General features: G+C 37.8%; 17 protein-coding genes. 5 read left to right on the top strand and 12 right to left on the bottom strand.

Annotation, left to right across the window (positions count from 1 at the left end; genetic code table 11):
* Window positions 1-205: 205 nt before the first annotated feature.
* From DYI25_RS04635 to DYI25_RS04615, 5 genes are all read right to left on the bottom strand, one after another.
* A complete protein-coding gene (locus tag DYI25_RS04635) occupies window positions 206-1,186 on the bottom strand; it encodes an ABC transporter permease subunit (RefSeq protein WP_213367275.1) in 981 nt (326 codons plus the stop codon).
* Window positions 1,179-2,090: an ABC transporter ATP-binding protein gene (locus DYI25_RS04630; protein ID WP_213367274.1), complete on the bottom strand. Its 912-nt coding sequence runs from the start codon at window positions 2,088-2,090 to the stop codon at window positions 1,179-1,181. The genes DYI25_RS04635 and DYI25_RS04630 overlap by 8 nt, the downstream gene beginning before the upstream one ends.
* A gap of 13 nt (window positions 2,091-2,103) precedes the next feature.
* Window positions 2,104-2,883, bottom strand: a complete 780-nt coding sequence (locus DYI25_RS04625) for an SGNH/GDSL hydrolase family protein (protein WP_213367273.1) — start codon at window positions 2,881-2,883, stop codon at window positions 2,104-2,106.
* 173 nt (window positions 2,884-3,056) lie between these two features.
* Window positions 3,057-3,569 carry a cell wall hydrolase gene (locus DYI25_RS04620; RefSeq protein ID WP_213367272.1) on the bottom strand — a complete coding sequence of 171 codons (513 nt, stop codon included), beginning with the start codon at window positions 3,567-3,569 and terminating at the stop codon, window positions 3,057-3,059.
* Window positions 3,570-3,786: 217 nt separating this feature from the next.
* Window positions 3,787-4,140: a hypothetical protein gene (locus DYI25_RS04615; RefSeq protein ID WP_213367271.1), complete on the bottom strand. Its 354-nt coding sequence runs from the start codon at window positions 4,138-4,140 to the stop codon at window positions 3,787-3,789.
* Between the two features lie 281 nt (window positions 4,141-4,421).
* Between DYI25_RS04615 and DYI25_RS04610 the strand changes: the two genes are divergently transcribed.
* On the top strand, window positions 4,422-4,607 hold the full coding sequence (locus tag DYI25_RS04610) for a hypothetical protein (protein ID WP_213367270.1): 186 nt from the start codon (window positions 4,422-4,424) through the stop codon (window positions 4,605-4,607).
* Window positions 4,608-4,648: 41 nt separating this feature from the next.
* On the opposite strand, the gene DYI25_RS04605 is transcribed toward DYI25_RS04610, so the two are convergent.
* Together DYI25_RS04605 and DYI25_RS04600 are read right to left on the bottom strand one after the other, a co-directional pair.
* Entirely contained in the window at window positions 4,649-4,915 is a 267-nt protein-coding gene (locus tag DYI25_RS04605; RefSeq protein ID WP_213367269.1) for a DUF1450 domain-containing protein, read from the bottom strand.
* Window positions 4,916-5,224 (bottom strand): DUF3817 domain-containing protein, encoded by a 309-nt coding sequence (locus DYI25_RS04600; RefSeq protein ID WP_213367268.1) that lies wholly within the window; start codon window positions 5,222-5,224, stop codon window positions 4,916-4,918.
* A gap of 119 nt (window positions 5,225-5,343) precedes the next feature.
* Here DYI25_RS04600 and DYI25_RS04595 point away from each other — a divergent pair, with 119 nt between their 5' ends.
* Together DYI25_RS04595 and DYI25_RS04590 are read left to right on the top strand one after the other, a co-directional pair.
* Window positions 5,344-6,099, top strand: a complete 756-nt coding sequence (locus tag DYI25_RS04595) for a DUF3891 family protein (RefSeq protein ID WP_213367267.1) — start codon at window positions 5,344-5,346, stop codon at window positions 6,097-6,099.
* 159 nt (window positions 6,100-6,258) lie between these two features.
* Entirely contained in the window at window positions 6,259-7,182 is a 924-nt protein-coding gene (locus DYI25_RS04590; RefSeq protein ID WP_213367266.1) for an LCP family protein, read from the top strand.
* A 260-nt stretch (window positions 7,183-7,442) separates the two neighbouring features.
* Here the strand turns inward: DYI25_RS04590 and DYI25_RS04585 are convergent, their stop codons facing one another.
* Complete coding sequence (locus DYI25_RS04585; protein WP_213367265.1) at window positions 7,443-8,561, bottom strand: DUF4362 domain-containing protein; 1,119 nt, start codon at window positions 8,559-8,561, stop codon at window positions 7,443-7,445.
* 292 nt (window positions 8,562-8,853) lie between these two features.
* On the opposite strand from DYI25_RS04585, the gene DYI25_RS04580 reads away from it, so the two are divergent.
* On the top strand, window positions 8,854-9,846 hold the full coding sequence (locus tag DYI25_RS04580) for an L-lactate dehydrogenase (protein WP_213367264.1): 993 nt from the start codon (window positions 8,854-8,856) through the stop codon (window positions 9,844-9,846).
* 610 nt (window positions 9,847-10,456) lie between these two features.
* Here the strand turns inward: DYI25_RS04580 and DYI25_RS04575 are convergent.
* From DYI25_RS04575 to DYI25_RS04565, 3 genes are all read right to left on the bottom strand, one after another.
* The gene (locus DYI25_RS04575) at window positions 10,457-10,969 is read right to left on the bottom strand and encodes a GNAT family N-acetyltransferase (protein WP_249745240.1); all 513 of its coding nucleotides are present in this window, start codon (window positions 10,967-10,969) and stop codon (window positions 10,457-10,459) included.
* Window positions 10,970-11,343: 374 nt separating this feature from the next.
* Window positions 11,344-13,038: a M3 family oligoendopeptidase gene (locus tag DYI25_RS04570; protein WP_213367263.1), complete on the bottom strand. Its 1,695-nt coding sequence runs from the start codon at window positions 13,036-13,038 to the stop codon at window positions 11,344-11,346.
* A gap of 333 nt (window positions 13,039-13,371) precedes the next feature.
* A complete protein-coding gene (locus tag DYI25_RS04565) occupies window positions 13,372-14,184 on the bottom strand; it encodes a VOC family protein (RefSeq protein ID WP_213367262.1) in 813 nt (270 codons plus the stop codon).
* 534 nt (window positions 14,185-14,718) lie between these two features.
* Here DYI25_RS04565 and DYI25_RS04560 point away from each other — a divergent pair.
* A complete protein-coding gene (locus DYI25_RS04560; RefSeq protein WP_213367261.1) occupies window positions 14,719-15,993 on the top strand; it encodes a hypothetical protein in 1,275 nt (424 codons plus the stop codon).
* Window positions 15,994-16,068: 75 nt separating this feature from the next.
* Here DYI25_RS04560 and DYI25_RS04555 read toward each other — a convergent pair whose 3' ends face one another.
* Entirely contained in the window at window positions 16,069-16,890 is an 822-nt protein-coding gene (locus tag DYI25_RS04555; protein WP_213367260.1) for a restriction endonuclease, read from the bottom strand.
* Between the last annotated feature and the right edge of the window lie 1,514 nt (window positions 16,891-18,404).

The following is an 18,404-nucleotide window of genomic DNA, read 5'->3' as shown; positions in this document are numbered from 1 at the left end:
AATCCGTGACATTTAAAATTAACTTACTTAACCATTACTCATTTTTTCTTAACATCCAAAAACCTTTCAACCGGTAATAAAACTTCTCCAATCGTTAAATAAAAGGCCACAACCGTTAATATATCTCTCTATCAGCCGAATCAACCTCCTGAAAACCTATAGAATCGTCAAAACCCTGACCAAAATTGTCCAGGGTTTTATCATTTTAATATATATCCTGCCTGATAAACACAGCAAACGAAACAATCAAGGCAGCCAATCCCCATAGAGCCAACACCACAAGCGAAAACCCTAGTGTCATCCCTTCAATCGGCGGCGCCTGGCCAGAAAGGTAGCCTGTCAGATTCAAATTGATCATGAACAGATATTTTGCCGATTCCCAGGATGAAACCATATTGCTGAGGATGGCTCCTGAAATCAGCGCGGCGAGCATGACGCCCATTCCGGCTGGCGTATTCCGTATCAGAACCGAAAGCATGAATGTGATCGTTCCGACAATCAGGGCTACAAACCACACCAGGCTGAACTCCATTAATAAGTACTGCCATTGGGGAATCATCTGGACTGCATTCGTATTGAGTTCATTCCCTTCGACGTTAAATCCAGTTATGACAGGGGCTGACCAGCCTTGATAGCCAAAAATAAGGCCGGATATCAAATAGGACAGCACTCCAAACAACACGACAATGATCGATACTGATAAAATCAGAGAGATGTATTTACTCATCAAGATCTTCCAGCGCTTCACCGGCCTAGTCAGCAATAATTTTACCGTTCCGGCACTTCGTTCTGATGATACAATATCCGCAGCTACCACCATAATCATCAATGGCAAAAACAAATTAATCGAGTGCTCCGCAAATACCCTCGCAAAGCTTGGCGCACCAGGCTCCATCGGATTCACATTGTTATCAAGGTAGTATTGTTGCTGCTGGATGCGAAGCTGCAGCTCACTTTTCCACTCATCTGAAATCCCGCTGCTCGTGATCCTGTTTTGGGTATCGATGATTTGCTGCTGCAGGGTCGTTCGCCAATCAACATCCCCAAACCGCTCAAGCCTTCTTTCAATTTCCCTGTATTGTGAATATGTAAAAAGTGCGACAAGCACAGCGATGATCCCAGCCACGATCAGGATCCTTTTTTTGCGGACAATCTTTAGCATTTCATTCCTAACCAGGTTAATCAATTGACTCACCCCCAGTCAGTTCAAGGAAAAGGTCTTCAAGTGCAGGCAATTTTCTGTTCATTCCATTCACCTTGACTCCCTTTTCCACCAGCATCCGGTTCCACGTAGCTGCTTCGTTTTCTATATAAGGAGTAATCAAAGCTCCATCTGCCTCTTCCAGGACCGTGGTCACTCCACCTAAAATCTCTTTCGCAGTATCATGCGGTTCGGCATGCCAGATGACTTTCTCCTGGAGTGCCAAAAGATTTTCAACATAATCCACTTTTATAACTGAACCTTTCGAAATGATCGCGACCCTATCACACATTAGCTGAATTTCGCTCAGCAAATGGCTTGATACTAGAACAGTCAATCCTTCCTCTTCGGCGAGATAACGGATGAAATTCCGCATCTCCCTTATTCCCATCGGATCCAGCCCATTCGTCGGCTCGTCCAAAATCAGGACCTTTGGTTTTCCCAGCAAAGCCTGGGCAATCCCAAGACGCTGCCGCATTCCAAGAGAATACGTCCTGACAGGATCATGAATACGTTCCTCCAATCGCACAAGGTCCACCACATAATTCATATACGTCCCGTCAACTTCAGGAAGCATCCTCGCAAAGTGCTCGAGATTTTCCCAGCCTGTCAGATAGGAATACAACTCAGGATTTTCAACAATACAGCCCATTTGCGCCATTGCTTTTGTAAAATTCTTCCTGACATTGTAGCCGCCGATTTCGATTGTTCCCGAACTAGGTTTAATTAAACCGACCAGCATCCTGATGGTCGTAGTTTTACCAGCACCGTTCGGACCAAGAAAGCCAAAAACTTCTCCTCTTTTCAATTCAAAGTCGATCCCTTTGATGATTTCTTTTTTGCCAATTGTCTTTCTCAGCCCTTTAACAGAGAGCGTGATCTCACTCATCGTTCTCCCCCCCTTACCATGTAATCAAAGAAGCGACCCGCTCTGCGATCAGCCTGTAGCCTTCAGCATTCGGGTGGAATTTATCTGTGTACAAATAATCGTTCACACTAAGCTGGAATAAGTCAAAAGTCGGCACATAAACGGCCTTCTCATTCTGGTCCAGCAATTTATTCGTATCGTAATTCCAATCACGGACGATTTTCGTTGTCAGCTCAGAATCATTCAAATCAATGAACGGATTATATAGTCCAATATGAAAAATGACAGCTAAGTCATTCATAGTCCTTAACTCTTTTAGAATGGATTCAAGGTTTTTCAAGTAACTTTCCTTCGCCTGAGCTATTTGCTTCTCATCCATTTGCAAGAACGCTTGTCCACTCTGGAACAAATCATTCCCGCCAATTGTAATCAGGATGTAGTCAGCGCTCTGAATCTTCCTCTGGATCTCGGCTTGTTTCAGCTGGTCTAATAGCTGATTCGAACGGTAACCTTTAACCCCGAAGTTATGTATCGTGATTTTCTCTTTTGATTTATCCTCTAGCTCATCAACCAGGTAGCCAATATAGCCTTTTCCTGTATCATCCCCTGTACCACGGGTCAATGAATCTCCAAGAGCAACTACCACCTTGCCGTCTTTTTCCGTGTTATCTTCAACTGGATTTGCCTGCTCGATAGCTCCCGACGCTCCATTGCTAAGAAATTGATTCTGAATCGTCCATACAAGACCAAACAGCATTAATATTAATGAGAGCACTGAAAAAATCAGTGTTAGCTTAACCGAATACTTCTTCACTTGACCACCTCATGTTCCACTAATTGGTAAGTTCTATTTTATAATAATTTCTTCAGGATTAACAATGATAATAATGTGGCGGATGTGCTGAGCAATCGTTTATTTTCCGCTAAAATTTCGTAACTTCCCCTTTAAACGCAAAAAAGCGCGCAGCTTTTATGCTGTTCGCGCTTTTAGATAGCAAATGCATGTTTCCCAATGGTTTTCACAACATCACGAGTGAAGATCCACTGGCTTGTTGCAGTCTCCGGGTTATAGAAGTATAAACAGTCTATGTTATTCTCATTTTCAAGAGCATCTTCAACTGCTTTGATTGCTTCTTCACTTGCCGGTTTATTAATTGCACCGTTTTGGACCGGTTGGAATGCGTTTCTTTGATAAATGACTTCTTTAACCGTATCAGGAAATTGTTCGTGCTCCACTCGGTTCAGTACGACTTCGGCAACGGCAACTTTTCCTTCATAAGGCTCACCTTTTGCTTCCGCATGGACCAGGCGGGCAAGAAGCCTAACTTCTTCTTCCTTAATGAAGCGTTTATCTGTGACAGAAGATTCCTTCGTATCAACATCTACTTTTTTAGTTTTTAATGTTTCAGCATCCTGATTGCTCTTAGTCGTTTCAGCATAAACAGTATATGAACCAATCACTAAAGTAAGTATGGCAACTAACATAATAATTTTTTTCATTGTAAACCTCCTGTTGGTTTATTAGACTAAACAGGCCCTATAATAGGCTAACAGGCTTACAATCATATCACACTAGTGAATCATTGGTTGAAACTTTAACTTATACCAACAAGGGAAAAAACTGTATTTATTATTACGTGATAAGCTTTTATCGTAACCTTTGTTACAAATTTAACATATCAGTTTTTGAATGGTGTCTCCTTTTTCACAGCAAAAATCAAATAGTCAGCGAAAAAAGTGCACTCAAATTTTTAAGTGTATGGATTCTCGCTGTCAGGATAAACAAGTCTGAATGATAATATTCAACATAATCATCAATGATCCTCAGACCTTTCCAAAATCGCTCCACCAACAAAAAGGTGTATTTTTCATCCCACTCAAACATGTTGATTCTCGAAATCTCTTCAGCGAGCGAGTGAAATTTATATTCCTCCACCCAAAGCTTAACCTGGTACAGTTTATCATGATCTAGAATTAAACTAGATTTGTTGTCATAACATTTCTGGACAAACTCCGCAAAACCTTTTATATTCTCTGCCAGCAGGTTGGCTTTTTGCATTTCAAAATTCATTTGAATCAACTCCTTCTATTAAACAAATATGTTTCAAGAAGGATTTTTAAAACTACCCCATTTCATATGGATATTTATGTTAAAATCAACTTAAAGGGGGATTCTTTATAAAGGGCAATTTTCAAACAATAAGAAAACCAAAAGAAGTATCAGGAGAAAGTCAGTAAGAAAAGTGAAAAAGAGCGCTCCCCTTTATTGATCAATATTATTTCTCTAGTTGTAATTATCATTTTATCCTGAACCTTTACATTGACTGGTTATAGACGAAAGGAGAAATGAACATGATGTGGTTAGCATTGTTTTCCCCGTTAATTATTTTGGTTCCCCTTGCTATTTATATGGATCGAAAGAAAGGAACTGGTCACCCGAAGCTTGATTCGGAAAATCACCGAATTGAACAAGACCAGGCCATGCACGACAAGTCTTTTATTTTTCCCGGCGGAGAAGGCCCACCTAACAACCAATAATTTTTTGGCATATAAAAAAGCATCGTGATTGATGCTTTTTTTTAATCTATATATTCAGCCATTTTTTTAAGTAACTCTTCAGAATTCTCAGCGGTTACAAAATCGCCATTTACCATTGCATACGGGGACATTCTGCATTCCTTGCACCTGCTCTGACATTCGAATTCCTTATGCACAATATTTTTGCGGCTTAAGAACTCATTATAGGCAGCATAATTCTCTTCCTGTAAAAACTGCTCCAAATTACGCTGACAGAATTCAACCTTCGCTTTCTTTTTTTTTGAAAAAAGCTTTTGGATTACATTCATTTATGAAACTTCCTTTACTGAAAAAGTCCGCCGTAAAAAGCGGTCCAAAACCATATTGCCAAAAGGAATGAACGCAACTGTAAACGCACTAACTGCCCATAAAAACGACCATCGGACCTTAAATGTCGTATATATAAGCATAAGCACATATAAAACAAATAAAAAACCGTGCAAAGAACCTACGAACCTAACAGCCTCGGGAAAACCAGCCAAATACTTAAGCGGCATCGCAATGAACACAAGCACCAACAACGATCCACCTTCAAGCAAACCCATCAAACGAAAACGACTGATAGCCGTATTTTGCATACTGAACACCTACTTCCTAACCAGGAAATTATAACATTTTTTATGAATGACTAAAAATACTAAATTCTAGCATATACCTACCTATTAAAATATGCTAACTAACAAAGGAGTGTAAAGAAATGATCATCCATGAAAGGGAACACGAATTCGTTATGGTGGCCCAGCACGACCATGCCAAGGTTTCGCATGATGCAGCACAAAATTGGAGAGATGATTATTTTCTCGGAAAAGAGAGGAAAAATTCGGTGGTCCTCGCCGTGCGGGAACACGACCGGTGCTGGATTGAGCCAGACAAAGATCCCTTATGGAATGAACAGACCCAGCAGCCATACTCCTTTATGGATTACCCAGGAAGCCCGAAACTTGCCTTTTACACAAAAGGAATTGACGAGATCGCTCAAATGGATCCATACGCCGGCCTCCTGTGCAGCCTACACTACGCATCATTCCTGAAGGACGCCACAAGCACGATCGGGAAGAATTTTTGGAACGAAGAAAAACAAAGACAGCAGGAGTTGCTCAAGGAATTAGGAATCAAAAAAAACGAGTTGTTGTCCTTCCACTTAAATCTATTAAAATTCTGCGACAACCTATCATTGTATATTTGCCTCAACGATCCAGGAACACCAAAAGCACAGGAGCATTATTTTTACCGAAATGGCTTTCCGCAGAAATTTTCATTTGCTGATAACCAATCCATCCATGCAGAATGGCTTGATCAACATACCGTATCCCTATCGTATACACCCTTCAAGAATAACCTCCAAGTCACACTGCCTTTTAAAGCTGTTGGAAAAAAATTCATCAAAGAAAAAGGCTTGGTTGACGCTTATAGACAAAGCCCTGTTTTGTGGAGAAAAGTTACACTTGAGTGATTACAAATCCGCCTGGGAACCGGATTTTTATATGTATTACAGCAACTAAACTGTTTGTCAGCAGATTTTTAAACAATTGTAATCAAATATCACCAAGATTGAAATCTAACTATGGGATAATGACTACTTCATTATAAGGATGGAATAGGTGTTGTTAAAATGGCAGTAAAAAAGAGAAAAGTGAGATGGGTCAGAGTTTTTGGTGCGCTGCTTATACTTGGGATCTTTATGGTTGGTATGTTTACGATTTTTCAGTACATAGAAGGAACTTATAAAGCAATAAATCAACCATTTAAAAAAGCTGAAGCAGAGCCGTTTCAAGGAGAGAAGGATACTAAAGAGGAAGTGAACGTTCTTTTACTAGGAAGTGACTCACGCGGTGAAAAACAAGCCCGAACGGATACAATCATGGTTGCACATTACAATCCTCAATCTAACAATGTAAAACTTATTTCACTAATGAGGGATATGTATGTCTCCATACCTGGCCATGGGAAGCAAAAATTAAATGCAGCGTATTCCCTGGGTGGAACCGAATTATTGAGACAAACAATAAAAATGAATTTCGGGTTAGACATACATCATTATGCAATCGTTGATTTTAAAGGCTTCGTAAAAGCAGTCGACCTCTTAGTGCCAAACGGCATAAAGGTAGACATACCATATGAAATGTCAGATGGGATTGGAATGACATTGGAAAAAGGAACCCAACAGCTTCATGGCGAAGAGCTCTTAGGATATGTCCGTTTCCGCCAGGACCGTTTAAGCGACTTCGGACGAGTTCAAAGACAGCAAGAAGTAGTTTCAAAATTAAAGGAAGAGTCGGTAAGTCTTAATAGCGTGACCAAGCTTCCTGAACTGTTGGATCTATTACATACTTACGTTGATACAAGTATCGACTCAACCACCCTTTTAGCCATTGGAAAAGACGTATTGACTAATAAGGCCGGAGAAATGCAAACAATACGGATACCGCAGGATGGCAGCTATGTAAATATGCGGCAAGAAGAAATTGGCGAAGTGTTGGAAGTGGATTTTGATCAAAGCAAGGACGACCTTAAGGCTTTTTTAGATAAAGATTAAAAGCAGTTCAGGTTATTACCATCCAGCTAAGAATAATGCCTTGCTCTGTAATGGTAGCAAGGCATTTATTAATAAATTGATCTTTGTATTGCTTTTGGAAATGGTTAAGATATTTTTTTAAAATTATTAACTGAACTACTAAAGATTAAGACCATCGCTTTGTTTATCGCTAATTTAGTTTCAAAACTATTGCTATTATTAGTTGCTAATTAGCTTTATCTACTCCAAAACCAAAAAGAACCCGTAATCCTACATCACCATTACTCAATTTTCTTAATGTCTTTCACTTTGGCTCTTCCTGGCTTCGATCCGCTGATGCTGCCGTCTATCGTTGCTCGGATTTTATCACCAAGTTGGAACTCTTCAAGAGGAACTCCTTCTAGTTCGGTAAAATCAAATATAAATGAATTCATGTCCATCTGCTTTATTTCGTCTTTCATCCACTCATAGTCAAGCTTGTTTAATTCTTCCCCTATTAACAGAGTGTTATTTTTCCGTTCAAGCACATAGCCTTGAACGATTACTTCTGGCTTTTCCTTTTGTGGCTGCTCAGATTCCGTGATGATGTAATTTGCAATCTTTGTAAACTTCAGCCCATCCAGGCTCTCGTCACAATCCTTCCAGCTAATTTCCCGCTTCCCTCCATTTATATACACCATTAAATTGTATTTTATGGCGTTAGGGCGATCACATGATGTAACGAAGTCTTTTTCATCCAAGTAATTTGCGAAGACTAGCATTTTATACAGCTCTTGCTTAACATTTTCAGCCATATGAAGCGGTTCAGTCGTACCGTCTTCTTTTTTGATCTCGACAGTTTTCGTATTTATTTCGTTCTCTAGGTTCTCACCATACTTTAGGTCGATTTCAAACAGATCCTGTTGACTCATGTTGTATTGAATTTGTAAAATCTCTTCCATCCCGTATGGAATCTCTTTACATTCAGTTGCTATGTAGGAGGTATTGGTAGGATTCACTTCTTCAATCAGTTGGCCACAGGTAATCGTTTGAATTCCCCCACTACCATATGCATCACGAGTGGTATCATTCTTCACCTCAAGAGATTCCCCATTGAATTTCAAATCCTTTACAATTGGATCCCCTTCAATCGTGTAGAAAACGATACGTAAATCAGATGGCAGCCCACTCTTCATATCTTCATAGAAACGTTGCATCCTTTCAATCCCATCAATGCTTCCATGAGTATTCAAGACATCAACATCCTCCACACCTTTTACATTAGGTTGAGGGTTTTCTTTACTTGTTGATTGAGATTCTCCATTGGCATTAGGGCTACCATTTTCGTTAACTTCCGTATTACAGGAAGCTAGCAAAAGGATTAAAATAAAATAAAAAAGGAATTTTGACATTCTTTTCATTTGTCCCTCACATCCATTCAATAATTTCACCTATTTTGGATAAAAATCGCATCCTTTTATAAATAGACGAATGTACGGAGAAAACGTCACAATATTGGTTTACAATAATGTAGATTCGTAATCCAATGTCCTACTGAAAAGAATGACATATTCAAACAAAACCGATAAACTCCATGTACCCTAACAAGAATCTTTATACAGATTTTAAGAACGGCGCAAAAACCTGATTAAAATATTCAGTATTTTCTTAATTATGTTAAAATATAGATATCAATTGATCAGGGGGGAAACCATGAAAAAAAATAAGTTAGTTGTTGTAGGAGTAGGCCATGTTGGTTCTTATGTTCTGGCAGATGCCATGAAATTAGGACTTTTTGCGGAAATAGCTGTCATTGATATAGATAAGGATGTTGCTTACGGCGAAGCTCTTGATCAAGAACATGCAACCGCTCTAACATATATGTCAAATACAACAGTCCATGCTGGAGATTATTCCGAATGTATGGATGCAGATGTGATTATCTGTGCTGCTGGTCCCAGCATGATAAAAAGTGATGAAGATGCGATGCCGGACAGGGCACAATTAGCTGTTGTCAATTCTGAGGTAATTCGTGAAGTTATGACAGGAATTACTAAATATACGAAAGATGCAATCATTATTCTAATAACAAATCCGTTAGATACCATGTTGTACATAGCAGAAAATGAATTTGACTATCCGAAGGGGCGCATATTCGGCACCGGAACTATGCTTGATTCTGCAAGACTTCGTAAAATAATTGCTACTAATTATGACATTGATCCAAAAAGTGTAACAGGTTATATGATGGGCGAACACGGGCATACAGCTTTCCCAGTATTAAGCCGCTTAAGTTTGCAAGGATTTGGTGAAAGAGAATTGGACAAAGTTTTTCAAGGAAAAGAACCATTAAGTCGGGACGGTTTGAAAAAACAAGTTGTAAAGGCAGCCTTTGATGTTTTAAATGGAAAAGGGTGGACAAATGCGGGTGTTGCACAAGCTGCTATTACACTAGCAAAGGCGGTTATGCTGGATGAACGCAGTGTTTATCCGGTATCCACAACATTACACGGACAATATGGATATGATAGAGATGTTGCATTAAGTATGCCATGTATCATCGGGAGAAATGGAGTAGAAAAACAATTAGAAATTGCTCTCGACCCCCAAGAACTTGAATGGCTGCATCAATCAGCGGAATATATTAAAGAAACGATGAGAGTTGCAAAGACAGGCAGAAATCAAAATTCTAAAATTCAAGGTTGAAGATTACACTTTAGACGAACAAGATTTGTATTGTTCGTCTTTTTATTTTAATTCGTTTTTTCCTCGGCATGGCAACAATAAAAAAAGAAGCTTCCCTTTAGGTTGCTCACCTTATGAGAAGCTTCAGGTAAAATACATGAAATTAACTAATCAAGAAACATCTCAAGTATATGTGCTCTCTTGGTAAGTTCTGTCCAAAATGCTCTGTAGCCATTTAATGAAGCACAGCTACCTTTCGCTTCTTAAAAGACGAAAGGCACTTCGCATAGCCAACTGTCATTAGCTTAATAAAAACCGCCCAGCATTCTGAGCGGTTACTAATTTATGTATTTGGCGGGATTCGGTGGGAATCGAACCCACCTGACCTTGCACGTAGGTCGAAACCTTTTTTATTTGCCGACAACTGTTTTTCCAGTGACTTGATAATTCTAAATAATTGTCAAAGCAAACTTTCATGGTTAATTGTGTTTGCATGTGATTTATAACATCAATTTGGCACAAAGCATGGCACCAATTTGTTCCACCCAGTTACAATATATCCCTGAGTTGTAGGATCAGATAGTAAGAAATTAATAATATGGCATGAATCTAAAATAAGAAATGAACCTCACTAAGTGTTCTTGTTCAAATCCATAATGAAGGCTTTTACAATAATTCCATCATTCATAGGTTCTAAATCAAGTTCAGGTACTCGTTCAAAACCCATACTTACATAAAGAGCTAATGCCTTTTTCATGAAAGAAGCTGTGTGTAGTCCAATATGTGAGTTATTTTCATCTTTAGAAACTTTAACACAATGTTCGACTAATGCTCCCCCAATTCCTTTGCCACGTGTCCCAGGTTTAACCGCAAGCATACGTATTTCTGGATACTCTTGAACGTTTTTGTTCCAATCATAAGCTTGAATGGATGGTGGAAACAAAACGACACTGCCTACAATTTGACCGTCCAGTTCAGCCGTATATATTTTTGCATTATTTTTTAAATCATTATCGGAAATAAGTGTATTTTTCAATACTTCCCAATGCTCTTTTGAAACAAATTGTCTATACTCTTGATAACTTTCCAATCTTAGATTCCTAACAGTCTCTATTTCTCCGTATTTCATTTCTCTGATTTTCAATCCATCAGCCTCCTTAGTATTTAAACAATGTACTCTTGCGTAAGCTTTAAGGTCTTTTTACATAATGAGGTGTAAACAACTTCACTAAATCTTTTTAGAAGTTGAATCCTGCTTGCTTTTCCTCTTCTATGAATGTTCGCTGTGTTACAATTAAATTCCTTTCTATCTTTATTTAGCCATACTAAAAACCTCCTATGATATGCGGGGAAAACCCAAGCATAAGCATAGGAGGTCATATGGTCTATTATATATACCTTATAGGTTCAATAAAGAATAGCTAGCTACATTACCTTTTTGGCGGAACTGCGTGGGAATCGACCCACCTGACCTGGCACGCAGATCACAAGCTGTTTTGAATTTTGCTGGCACCTGCATTAAAGAGCCTTATCATCAACTGTATTCAAATAAGCTTCAATCTCATCAATCACAGATTTCACACATCCATCTTCAAATGGAGAAATTAAGTTCGCTTCTTTGACAAGCTCTGTGAATGATTGGCTTCCACCCTGCTTACATAGGTGCAGGTAATCTTTCCACGCATCCTCTGTATTTTCCTGCGTACGTTTCCAGAATTGCAACGCACAAATTTGAGCTAGTGTGTAATCGATATAGTAGAAAGGAACTTTGTAAATATGTCCCTGCTGTTGCCAGAAACCACCGTTTTCCAGGAAGTCATTTCCTTCATAATTGCGATGTGGCAGGTATTTCTTCTCGATTTCTCTCCAAGCTTGCTTGCGCTCAGCTGGAGTTGCTTCTGGGTTGGCATACACAAAATGCTGGAATTCATCGACTGCTACACCATAAGGAATGAACAAGACCGCTTCACTTAAATGAGAGAACTTGTACTTATCCGTATCTTCCTCGAAGAAAAGATCCATCCAAGGCCAAGCAAAGAATTCCATACTCATCGAGTGGATTTCGCACGCTTCTAGTGTAGGGAACCCGTACTCAGGTACTTCAAACACACGACTTTCAAATACTTGGAACGCATGTCCTACTTCATGCTTTAATACACGAACATCGCCTTTTGTTCCATTAAAGTTTGCGAAAATGTATGGTGACTTATGTTTACTAATATAGGTGCAGTATCCGCCACCAGCCTTACCTGCTTTACTTAATAGGTCCATTAGGTTGTTTTCTACCATATAAGTGTAAAACTCATTCGTTTCAGGAGACATTTCCTCGTACATTTTCTTCGCTTGATCGACAATCCACTCCGCATCTCCTTTAGGATCAGGATTTCCTGTCTTAAAGCTGAAGCTGTCATCGTAATATTTAAACGTTTCAACACCAATACGTTCCTGCTGCCTTTGTTTTAGCTTCGTAGCTAAAGGAACGATGTACTCCTTCACCTGGTCACGGAACTTTGCTACCATTTCAGCATCATAATCAGTGCGAGAAAGCCGAGCATATGCTAACTCTGTAAAAGAAGAGAATCCTAGCTTCTTAGCAATACTAGTACGTATTTTTACTAGCTTATCGTATAAATCATCTAATTGATCCGCATGCTCAACGAAAAAGTTGTACTTCGCTTCATTGGATTCCTTCCTAATGGTACGGTCAGGGGATTGTTGATAAGGAACTAACTGAGCAAGATTTTTCACATCTCCATCAAACGGGATTTTAGCTGAAGCAAGTAAATCAACATACTCACTAACTAGTTTGTTTTCTTCCTGCATATCTTTCAACACATCAGGAGAGAACGTCTTTAATTGACTGTCAGCTAATAAGAATAGCTGTTTGCCCCACTTTTCTTCTAACTGAGAGCGGAATTTAGAACCTGTAAGTGCCTCGTAATATTTTGTGATCAGACCCTTATAGGCTGGTCCCACTTCATTGAAAAAATCCTTTTCTTTCTTATAGAACTCATCCGTTGTATCAATCGTCTGACGGATTTGGACAATTTGCCTCATGCTTTCAAACTCAGAGCGCAACTCATTGATCTCTTTCATTACTCCGTCCTGAACCTCAAAGGACTCAGCAGATTGGAACCTCTCTAGCAATTGATTAAAGTTCCCCTCCACCTCTTCAATATTTGGTCTTGTATATGGATAATCGTTAAACTGCATGAAAGAATCCTCCTTATGTAGTGAAAAATTTCGTGTAAAGAAACTATTTCGACATAGTGGGACAATCTCCTTTTAACTTCAGAAAAAACTTCGTTATTCGAAATATAAATTTTATTGCGGTTCCAAAGGAGTCTTACCATTCTATACTTATCATCTATAATTAGAAAATCTTAATCTTAATTTTTTTCTAATTAGATTGTTCCTTTACTAATTGAGACCTGTACCCACCCAGTAAAGATATTATCTAGACACAAAAAAAACGCCCAGCTTACTGAGCGGTTACTGAGTAAGGATTCTATTCAATCTTAACCTGTAAATAGTTATTTTAATAAATTACCGGAACCTCCAATAACCATCCAGCATTTCAAAAAAGTGACTTTGATTAGTGTCAATCAGATTCACTAAAAAAGGAGTCTCCCCTTTTTCTTTTAGCACTTTAGCAGCCGGTCCATCTCCAATTGGTGTAAAAAACAATAAATTAGTTCTGTTCAATTTTAAACTTCTGCAACGGGCATTGAGTTCCGTATCGATATACTCTTCTCCTTGTGTAAGGCCAAACAATTTACTCCAAATATCTAGTGTTTTATCCAAATCATCTACCACAAATCCAATACTTTCTAATTTTGGTTGACCAACTATGTGTGACCCTATGACTCCTTGTTCTTCTAATTCCGAATACCTTTCTTCATCTGATTTTTCCCATTGAATAAAAAACGGTAAAGAAATCTTTTTTCCCGCGTATTCAGGGAATAACAATGACCACCTGATTACTTGACCATCAGCACGAACTCTCTCCCCATTTAGCGGCCCATATACTGTAAGTCCTTCTGCCTTGAGTTTTATTGCTAGTTCTTCTATTTGATTTGTTCGGATCGCTACTTTCGCAGGACCTTCCCGATTTTCTTTTGCTAACTGTTTAACGATGTGCGTAATCAATCGATTTTCATCATGCTGTTCAGCTATTGATAGATTATCAATTCCTAAAAATTCAATATAACTTAAGCCAAAATAAGATAGGGTATTATATGTTCCCCAAGACTCATGACGGCCACCCTTAACAACATGAAGTCCTCTTTCTTTTAAGGGTGAAATTCCTTTCTCTGGTTTCTTAAAGAACCAAACAAGGTGGTCAAAGAAAAATTGCATTATTGTACCCCTTTCTAAGAATAAAATAAAACATTAGCAATATTTTATGAATTCCTTCTATTATACTATAAAGAAACAGAGGGACGTACCTTTTGCTTCCAAGTAGAAGAGGTACTTTACCTTTCCAAGTATCCTTAAATCAAGGATCCTTCACACAAAAAAACCGCCCAGCATGCTGAGCGCTTACTAATTTATGTATTTTGGCGGGACCGCCTGGGAATCGAACCCAGCTAACCTGGCACGCAGGTCACAAGCGGTTTTGAAGACTGTCTTCCCTAAATCAACCCAGAAGAACTCATTCATATCAAGTGTTTGAGCTGTATGGTCACTCGGTTTTATTATCAAGAACCACACGGACTCGTTCAGAACCTTACGGAATCATATTACGATATTTGGATATCAACGTCAATTATTTATAAGCTCACTCTCCAATTTCATTGAACGATAATTAATTGTAAAAATTTGCCCATTCTTATCGAACCTTGTTGTATAATTTCTATAATATTGTTGATATGCAAGGGAGGAATACCTATTATGCAAATAGCGTTAGAAGAACGAACGACTGGTCATGCTGCATATACAAATATGGAAAGAGTTATTCAAACTTTAAATGAAATTGACACCTCTGATTTATCCAGCAGAACGTTGCAAATGTTAGGACGTATTAGTTCAACATTTGACTTTCTGAAGGAAGCTCTAGATAAAGCAGACCCGTGGTTAGTCCCAACTAGTACAATGGATAATATTAACAGTCCTATATCTCAAGTCTTAAGTGAAATCACTAATTATAAGAATTATAGAAACGAAGGTCATTTAACTAATGTATTGAGTTACCTTGAAACCTTGTTACTTTACTTCCCTCAAGTATCGGTTACAAAAACTCCAGAAGAAATTGAAGGAGTAAGAAGTTCAGTTATAAAGTTTCGACAGTCAGTTGGTCAACATTTATCAAACCTAGAAAAAGAAGCAACAGAAGTCTCGACAGCATTGAATAAAAACACTGAAAAGTTGAATGACCTGACCACTTCAATTGAAAGTCAAAAAAACAGAATTGATACCATAGTAAACGATTTTCAAGGTCAATTTTTACAAACTCAAACTTCACGAAATGAACTATTCCATACATTTATAAAGGAAAGTGAAGTTGACTTCAATGATACTCTTGAAACTTATGAACATAAGTTCAAACAACAAATAATCGATCAAGCAGATCAATTCAAAGCAATAACTGACGACTTCAGAACAAAAGCTCAAGCTGAACTTGACCAAATAAACGCAATGAACAAAGAAGCAGAAAAAATCATTGGAATTATTAGTATGAATGGTCTTGCTCATGGTTATCAAAAAATTGCCAATAACGAAGGTAAAAAAGCTTTCTGGTGGAATTTTGCTTCGATTGTTTCTATGATTGGAGTAATTATTTTAGGAGTCAAATTCCTTTTATTGCATGAAGGAGCATTTGATTGGACAACTCTTATTAGCAGAATCGTCTTAACTGGTATCGGTTTGACACTTTTCACCTATTGTGCAAAACAAGCAACAAACCATAGAAATGAAGAAAGACGTAATAGAAAAATAGAATTAGAGCTTGCTTCATTAGACCCTTATCTAAAGGACTTAGAACCAGAGAAACAAAAAGAAGTCAAACAAACTCTTGTTAATAAATACTTTGGTGTTGAGCTTTCTAATGCACCTGTACAGCAAGCTCCAGTCCAACAACAGAATATTATTGAGGCAATTACAAACAACCCCCAATTCATTCAATCAATTATAGAGAAATTGTCTCAATCAACTCCGAAACAATATTAAAAATGAATATCAACAGTAATAAAAGGAATAGCTGCTTTCAGCTTCCCTTTTTTTACATATATACACATTGTCTTTTTATACATACATGATCTTGCCATCTTCAAGAGGAACATTACGAATTGGAGCGAGATAAAACATATCGAGATAGTCATTCCAATTTTCCTTTTTGAGACTTGCTATTTTTTCTTTTAGTGTTTTTCTGTTCCATAATTCAACTTCGAGTTTCTGAGCCATTTGATAAGCTGGTTTAGAGAAATTCGAGTTAGTTATAACCATTGCTTTTTGACAATCAAAGTATCCCATAGCTGAATGTATTTGTTGTAGAGCGTCAACTCCAACAAGATTTTTTATTCCATATCGTTTACATTGAACTGCAACTTTTTCATGATTCTTGTCAAATACAATAATGTCAGCTCCAAAGTCCCCACTTTTTTTAGTTACAATTGCTCTGCCAAATTCTAAATTTTTTAGTAGTTCGGCAATGTATTTCTCAAATTCAAAGCCGTCCATATTGTCTATTTCAACCATTTCATGTACTATGATTGTTTGATTATTATAATGAATTTTCAATTTTGCTTTGTATTGATTAACTTCGGATTGCAATGGGTCAAAATGTTCCTTTTTGCTATAATATAAATCGTCAATCGAAGGTTTATTAGGTTTCTTTGGTTCTTCTGGCTTATAGGTATATGTGATAAAAAAGAAAAGAAAACCTATCAGTATTACAAAAACTCCAATTAAAGTAAGGAATATACTTTCCGAATTAACTGTATTTGTTATCCCTAAACCAACAAAAAATAAGCCAACCAAATAACCTAGTAAGTCCTTTCGCAAACTTGGTCTTTGCAATTGACTTTTATACTTTTGAAATTCACTCTGATATTCATGTTCTTTCATAATTGTGATCTGATCAATTTCCCTTTGACAATCACAGTGAGTACAATATGGAACGATCTTAGTCCCCGAGTCGTCAAGTCCTTCCCTAATTATTTCTTTATGTATTAGACACAGGAATCTCTTTGGCATTAGCACCAACCCTTTGAATTACTCTTTTCCTTATTTTACCTCATTTTGAAGTCTAAACGAATATATTTCAGGGAATGTTTGTTTGTCCTGTGGTGAAATTTGTAAGATAATTGAATTAGTATTAAACCAAAAGGAGAAATTGTCATGAAGTCAATTGTTTGAGACCTGGGGACGGTTCTTGCGTCTCATTCCAGAGTCGAAATAACCTATAATAGAGTAAATCCATATGATAAAAAGTCTTATCCACCACAGGTTAATGGTTCAAAATCTATACAAGTACAATCTTCGCAACAGCTTCACAATACGCGTGGTGACAACACATAAGTTTGGGTGAGTTTACTTTACATTAACTATTAAACGCTGCCTTAATTATCGCTATGAGAGGGCTTTAATCTTCTATTTTGATAAGGACCTTCCACTATCAATTTCAAATACAAAAAAACCGCCCAGAATGCTGAGCGGTTACTAATTAATGTATTATGGCGGGACTGCGTGGGAATCGAACCCACCTGACCTGGCACGCAGGTCACAAGCGGTTTTGAAGTTCTATACAGTATGTAATTTCTAGTAAAAAAAGAAGCCTTAAAAGTACTATAGAATAAGGTTTCTGTTATCTAGAGTGTTATGCAATATCATTAAATTTTTAAAATGGGCACCTAACTCGGCACCGAATTACTATATATTTTCATTTTAAATTTCAGCCATCATAAAGGCAGTCTAGATGCATTAGATTCCGAAGGTATTGCTTACTATCACATTGAGTTGCCATAACTAAATAGACTAACTCTTCAAACCCCACTTTGTTCTCCATGATTACTTTCTAAAAACGCACGATTTTTACTATTATGGCTAATTGTTTATAGAGGCGTGAGGAGAAAAAATTGCATAAAAGTTTTGTCAGCAGAAGCACAGGGACGTATCTTATGCTCCTAAAATGAAAAAGGCACTTCATATTTCCAAGTTACACTGGTTTCTTCACACAAAAAAACCGCCAGTATTCTGAGCGGCTACTAATTTATGTATATTGGCGGGATTATGTGGGAATCGAACCCACCTGACCTGAAACGCAGGTTACAAGCGGTTTTGAAGCTTGCCGACACCTGTTTTTCTGGTACCTGATCCACTTTGAAGTACTGAAATATTAATGGTTCTTCTTTTGTACTCCATTTCCAGCAATAAGAGAATCTCCACATTCAGGACAGACATATACACAAGACAATCCACTCTCTACTTCAGATATATGAAACTTTTCGCTTAATTTAATACATATGATTATAACATTACAACATAAATGCTTATTAAACTATACTACCCTTCATTCAATAAAGATCTAAATAAAAAGAGTATAAACCTGGGACATTAATCATATTGCAAAAAAAAGCAAA

It is taken from the genome of Mesobacillus boroniphilus, from assembly GCF_018424685.1.
In the GTDB taxonomy this organism is placed as follows: Bacteria; Bacillota; Bacilli; order Bacillales; family Cytobacillaceae; genus Mesobacillus; species Mesobacillus boroniphilus_A.
Note: the sequence above shows the minus strand (reverse complement) of the source record. Positions and strands in the feature narration are given on the sequence as shown.

Bases quoted from the DNA above. Each gene is read 5' to 3' on its own strand.
- DYI25_RS04560 (WP_213367261.1), top strand. From the start codon at position 14,719: ATGCAAATAGCGTTAGAAGAACGAACGACTGGTCATGCTGCATATACA.
- DYI25_RS04565 (WP_213367262.1), bottom strand. From the start codon at position 14,184: ATGCAATTTTTCTTTGACCACCTTGTTTGGTTCTTTAAGAAACCAGAG.
- DYI25_RS04570 (WP_213367263.1), bottom strand. From the start codon at position 13,038: ATGCAGTTTAACGATTATCCATATACAAGACCAAATATTGAAGAGGTG.
- DYI25_RS04600 (WP_213367268.1), bottom strand. From the start codon at position 5,224: ATGCAAAATACGGCTATCAGTCGTTTTCGTTTGATGGGTTTGCTTGAA.
- DYI25_RS04615 (WP_213367271.1), bottom strand. From the start codon at position 4,140: ATGAATTTTGAAATGCAAAAAGCCAACCTGCTGGCAGAGAATATAAAA.
- DYI25_RS04595 (WP_213367267.1), top strand. From the start codon at position 5,344: ATGATCATCCATGAAAGGGAACACGAATTCGTTATGGTGGCCCAGCAC.
- DYI25_RS04590 (WP_213367266.1), top strand. From the start codon at position 6,259: ATGGCAGTAAAAAAGAGAAAAGTGAGATGGGTCAGAGTTTTTGGTGCG.
- DYI25_RS04610 (WP_213367270.1), top strand. From the start codon at position 4,422: ATGATGTGGTTAGCATTGTTTTCCCCGTTAATTATTTTGGTTCCCCTT.
- DYI25_RS04620 (WP_213367272.1), bottom strand. From the start codon at position 3,569: ATGAAAAAAATTATTATGTTAGTTGCCATACTTACTTTAGTGATTGGT.
- DYI25_RS04555 (WP_213367260.1), bottom strand. From the start codon at position 16,890: ATGAAAGAACATGAATATCAGAGTGAATTTCAAAAGTATAAAAGTCAA.
- DYI25_RS04605 (WP_213367269.1), bottom strand. From the start codon at position 4,915: ATGAATGTAATCCAAAAGCTTTTTTCAAAAAAAAAGAAAGCGAAGGTT.
- DYI25_RS04580 (WP_213367264.1), top strand. From the start codon at position 8,854: ATGAAAAAAAATAAGTTAGTTGTTGTAGGAGTAGGCCATGTTGGTTCT.
- DYI25_RS04630 (WP_213367274.1), bottom strand. From the start codon at position 2,090: ATGAGTGAGATCACGCTCTCTGTTAAAGGGCTGAGAAAGACAATTGGC.
- DYI25_RS04585 (WP_213367265.1), bottom strand. From the start codon at position 8,561: ATGAAAAGAATGTCAAAATTCCTTTTTTATTTTATTTTAATCCTTTTG.